The sequence below is a fragment of the Stieleria sp. genome (assembly GCF_041595215.1).
GTDB lineage: Bacteria > Planctomycetota > Planctomycetia > Pirellulales > Pirellulaceae > Stieleria > Stieleria magnilauensis.
In genome coordinates, this window is record NZ_JBFHKV010000565.1 from 1 (window position 1) to 5,389 (window position 5,389).

At 60.5% G+C, this 5,389-nt stretch carries 4 protein-coding genes; all 4 read right to left on the bottom strand.

All coding sequences use genetic code 11. The annotated features are described in order from the left end of the window. A partial coding sequence (locus ABX749_RS20115; protein ID WP_372897546.1) for an efflux RND transporter permease subunit occupies window positions 1-2,008 on the bottom strand: 2,008 nt, incomplete at its 3' end. Continuing rightward, entirely contained in the window at window positions 2,001-4,166 is a 2,166-nt protein-coding gene (locus tag ABX749_RS20120; RefSeq protein WP_372897547.1) for an efflux RND transporter periplasmic adaptor subunit, read from the bottom strand. The genes ABX749_RS20120 and ABX749_RS20115, both read right to left, overlap by 8 nt. A gap of 220 nt (window positions 4,167-4,386) precedes the next feature. Continuing rightward, window positions 4,387-4,770 carry a hypothetical protein gene (locus ABX749_RS20125; protein WP_372897548.1) on the bottom strand — a complete coding sequence of 128 codons (384 nt, stop codon included), beginning with the start codon at window positions 4,768-4,770 and terminating at the stop codon, window positions 4,387-4,389. A gap of 100 nt (window positions 4,771-4,870) precedes the next feature. Beyond that, on the bottom strand, window positions 4,871-5,389 hold a 519-nt coding region (locus tag ABX749_RS20130; protein WP_372897549.1), incomplete at its 5' end, for a hypothetical protein.

Below are 5,389 nucleotides of genomic sequence, written 5' to 3' on the forward strand. Positions count from 1 at the left end.
ACAGCGTCGGCATGTAGAACCAACTGCCTTCATCGAGGGCGATCCAATCGTCGCTTTGCAGCCCCGTAAACAGATGCTTGGCGTCGACATAGCCTGGCACGGCGTTCAAATCGACGCCGAGAGAGGCGGCGGCGCGTTCGATCGGCCGCATCACCGTCGGAAGTCCGACATAGGCACCGACACCGAAAACCAACAACAGTGCCGGAAAGGACAACGCGATCGCTTTGTGCCGGAGCGCTTGGCGAAGTCGTGCGGCGTAGATCCAACGCACGAATCGACTGGTCGGAATCTCGTCGATCGGTCGGATCCGTTCTCGCATCAGTTGCCAACCCAGCGCACATCCCGCCACTGCCATCGCCAGCGTGACGATCCACTGTTGCAAGCCCAGGTGTGCGGCCAGCTCGTCGCCCCACAGGAAGTGCGACAGGGCGGCGGCAAGCATCGCCAGCGGGAGTGCGACCAGCAGTGCCGTGGGCTTGCGATATCGGGAACTTTTCAGCATCAGCCGGCTGAGAGCGGGGACCATCGTGATCGCGGTCAACATGGCCATCGCGATGGCGAAGGTCTTGGTGTAGGCCAGCGGGGAAAACAGACGATAGTCTCGCCCGGTTAAGAAAAACACCGGCAGAAAGCTGACGATGGTGGTGGTGACGGCCGTCACCACCGCCGGAGCGACTTCGATGGTCGCTTCATACAGCACCTCGGATCGAGAACGCGTCCGATCGCCCTGCTCCCATTCCGCCAAGTTCTGGTAGATGTTTTCCGAAACGATGATGCCCATGTCGACCATGGTTCCGATCGCGATGGCGATTCCAGCGAGTGACATGATGTTGGAACCGACGCCCACCAGATGCATCGCAATAAACGACATCAGCACCGCGGCGGGCAAACAGATCGCCACGACAATGCTGCTGCGAACGTGCAGCAGGAACAGCAAGATGATGACTGCGGTGATCAGAATCTCATCACGCAACGCCTGGGTCAGGGTCGCCACGGTCTCGTCAATCAACCCGCTGCGATCGTAAACGCCATGGATTTTGACGCCTTTCAATGCCGGTTCGATGGTGGCAATCTTGGCTTTGACCCGATCGATCACTTCGCGGGGATTCTCGCCGAAGCGCATCACGACGACACCGCCGACCGCCTCGGCGCCGTTGTAGTCGAGCGCACCACGTCGAAAATCGGGACCGAGTTGGACACTGGCGACATCGCTGACGTGTACCGGGACGCCATCCCGCTGCACGATCACCGTTTCCTCGATGTCGCGGATCGCTTCCCCTTGGCCGCCTTCGCTGCCCAAAAATCCTTTGCCGCGGACGATGTACTCCATCCCCGTCGATTCCACCGTTTTGGCACCGACGTCGAGATTGGAACCCTTCACCGCCGTCGCCAACTTGTCCAGTGAGACGTTATGAAATCGCAGCTTGTCGGGATCCACATCGATCTGATATTGGCGGACGTAACCGCCGATCGAGGCGACTTCGCTGACCCCTTCGACCGATTGCAATTCGTATTTGACGACGAAATCCTGCAGGCTTCGCAGTTCCGCCAATCCCATCCCGCCGGGCGGCGGCGTCAGCGTGTAATAATAGATTTGCCCCAATCCGGTCGCGTCGGGTCCCAGTTGTGGGACAACTCCGTCGGGCAACTGCGAGGCGGCGGTCCCGAGTTGTTCGGAGACGCGGCTGCGGGACCAGTAGAAATCAACATCGTCCTTGAACGTGACTTGCACGAAGCTGTAACCGAACATGCTTTTCCCACGCACCGACTCCGCTCCGGGCACGGCCAGCAGCGATACGCTGAGCGGATAGGTGACCTGATCTTCGATGTCCTTGGGCGACCGCCCGGGCCAAGGCGTCAACACGATGACCTGGTTCTCGCCGACGTTGGGAATGGCGTCGATCGGAACGGCTTGATAAGCGAACCAGCCGCCGACGCTACTGCCGATCGCCACCAAAACGACCAGCCAAGGCTCTCTGACACAGAAACGGATCAGTAGGTTAAGCATCGCTCCGACCTGCCTCTCTCCGTGTCTCCTTGTCTCCTTGTCTCCCACTCTCCTTCCCTCCCCCCATCTCTCTCACCCGTTCCCCACACTCCAACATCTCGCTGCCCCAATACGGATTGCGCAGCTCGCCGCCGGATTGCATCCAATCGCCGCCTCCGCCGGGGACCATCGGACAGAACATGTGGACGAGAGACTCCGCGGTGCGGGGACCGCGCACGCTGTTGGCGGCTTTCAGCAGGGCGTGACTGAGCGGGCGGAACCCCTGCCGAGTCTGTTCCAAGGACCCGGTCAGACGATCGACACTTCGACGCGCCCGCTGCAGATGCGATTGAGCGGTACGGGGAACGTCGGGCGATCGCAACAGTTCCCCCAAGGCTTCGTCGAGTTGTTGGACGAGGGCCGGATCCGGAATCTGATCGGCCGCCAACGCCTGGCCGATGTTGAAATAGATTTCCAGAACACGGTCGAATTGTTCGCCCGCGGCCGCCGGCAACACGACCGTTTCTTGGACGGGCAATTCGAGCGGTCCCGGCGGGTACATCTTGGCCTTACTGGGATCCATCAGTGAGGGATTGCCAGCCAATTGCATTTGAGAGTCGATCAGAAAATTGCCTTGGGTTGCGACCGTCTCGCCTGCCGCCAAGCCTTCCAAAATCACGGCGTCATCGTCCGTCACGGGCCCCACGGTGACTCGGCGAATCTCAAACCGTCCCGGATCGGTTTCGAGATACACGACGCTGTTGCCACCGGCCATCAGCACCGCGTCGCGCGGCACCGTGATGACCTGCTGGGTGGGCAAGGGCTGGTCGGCGAACCCAAGCGATGACGTCGGGATCAGGGCCATCCCGCAGATCGGGCAATCGCCGGGAGTTTCGCGAATCACTTCCGGGTGCATCGGGCTGATGTATTTTCCTGCCAACATCGGATCGTAAATCAAATCCTGGCGAATGGCGGCGACGTAGACGCGGGCCGTCGCGTAATCGCCGGGCCGCAGTTTGCCATCCGGATTCGGCATTTCCACGCGCACGCGGACGGTCCGAGTTTTCTCGTGCACCGTCGGATCGATGAACGCGACCCGACCTGTAAAGATCTCACCCGGCATCGACGACACCTCCGCTTCGACTTCCTGGCCGAATCGGATCCGCGCCGCGTCGTCGGGGTACAAATCCAGCATCAGCCAGACGGTGGACAGATCGGCAATGCGATAAACCTTGTCGCCGGTCTTCAAGTAATCGCCTTCGACGGCAAACTTGTTGATCACCGTTCCTCGGATGGGCGAGCGAATGCGGATTCGGCTTTCCGCCTTGCCCCGCGAACGCAACGCGTCGACTTGTTCTTCGGTCAGCCCGAGCTCGATCAGTTTCTGGCGGGCGAGCGAGGCGAAGTCCGACGTCCCTCCGAGTCGTTTCAGCGCGGCGTTGTCCTGGGCCGTCAGGAATTCGACCTGCGCAGAATACAACTCAGGGCTGTAGATCAACGCCAGATCATCGTTTTTTTCGACGGGAACACCGACGTAATTGGCATAGAGTTTTTCGATGCGTCCGGGAACATAGGCCGAGATGGTTGCGAGTTTGCTTTCGTCGAAGTCGATGGAGCCGATGGTGCGAATCGTCTGCGAGACGGGACCAAGTTTTGCTTTGGCGGTCTGAATGCCAACCAATCGTCGTGCGGCCGGCTCGATCGTGATCGATTCTCCGTCGCTTTGTCCACCGTTGGTCGCCTTGACCAATTTCATCGCACAGACCGGGCAACGCCCGGGCTCTTTCGACGGCGGCGTGCACATCATCGGACAGATGTAGCGATCGTCATCGCCCGCCGCGGCGGGCGTGACCGCCGATGGCTGGTTCGAAACGGGCACCAAGTCCATCGCGCAGATCGGACACTTTCCCGGTTGGTTCTGTCTAATCTGCGGGTGCATCGGACACGAATAAATGGTCTCGCCGCCGTGGTCGTGTGAATCGGCCGTTGACGCAGCCATCTCGCCACCGCCACCAATCCAACCGACGCGTTGGGCGACACCGAGCAACGCAATCCCGGCGACAAACGCCACCAACAGAACGGTGGCGTGGACCAGAGCTTTACCGAGCCACTGGAGCCCCGATAGTCGTTGCCGCCATCGAGACGAACGTTTCGAGGTCGTCGCTTCGTTGTCGTTCATGCGTCACACCCAGGATAGGTTTCGATGAATCAGTGCATCCTGTCGCCGCTGCCTCACAACAGCAGCGACGCCCCACGGCCGGTAACCAACACCGCACTTTGAACGGCGCCCAACCGACGGAGCGCCTTCAACGAACGGGACATCAATGTCGCAGCGACGCGCGCCAGAACGTAGACGGTCCAACGTCTGGCGGCGTCAGCGACTCTCAGGGGATCGCCTACTACTGTGGCGAGTCAGTTGCGTCTTCGGCATGATCATGGCCGGCGTGGTCATCGTCGGCGGCATGATCGTGACCGGCATGCGCATCAACCTTCGCGAACTTTTCGGCTTTCACATCCTCGTCGAGTGCCGCCCATTTCTCGGGGCAGCCTTCACAGCAAAAACCGATCGTCTTGCCCTCGTACTCCGCCGTCAGTTCGGCGGTCGGCTTGCCGCCCATGATGGGGCACTTCGTGTTCGCGAAGTTGACTGCGGTGGCCTCGACCGGATCCGAAATCGCGGGGTCAGCAGCCGGGTCGGAGGCGGTTGGAGTCGTCTCACCGCATCCGGTGATCGCAGCGACAAGAAGCAACAGTAACAGTGAGGAACCAATAAAAAAGCGCATCGTCAATCTCTCTGGTGGCGACGGAGTCTGTCCGTCAGAATCAAAATGGAAATCAGCACGGTTGGTTACAGTGGGCGCGCACGCCCCCTGTCAAAACCTGCTAAATCCGCCACACACAGAGGATGCGTTGAGAGAAATCGGCGCGACTGCCGGGCGTGGCATCGACCAAACGCGGACGAACGATCGGCGAAACGTCCTCGGGCAAGACGAATTCCAACGAAGCAAGTCGCAAGGACAGATCACGAACGGCCGAGTCGGACGTGCTGGTGCGATCCATCGGAGGGGCCGAGACACGGCACGTGCATCGGCGGTTGATCGCCCGGTAATCGGTCGCGTCCTGACTGGCTTTCAGATCGATCGAGCACCCTCGCGACGAACCGACCGATTTGCTGGACAGTTTGTCATGCCCCACAGCCGGACGACCTTTCGTCCCGTCGCCGCGATCGGGGCAACAGCAGCAACGCTTCTCTTGTTGGGCAACGTCACAGCATCCACACCCCCCGCACGTCGGCTGTTGCTCGCAAACATTTCCCGAACAGGTTCCCATCAGCGCCAACGCCGATACCGGCTGCATCGTCGTCATGACGACCAGGCAAACGGTGAGGGCAGTGCGGGTTAT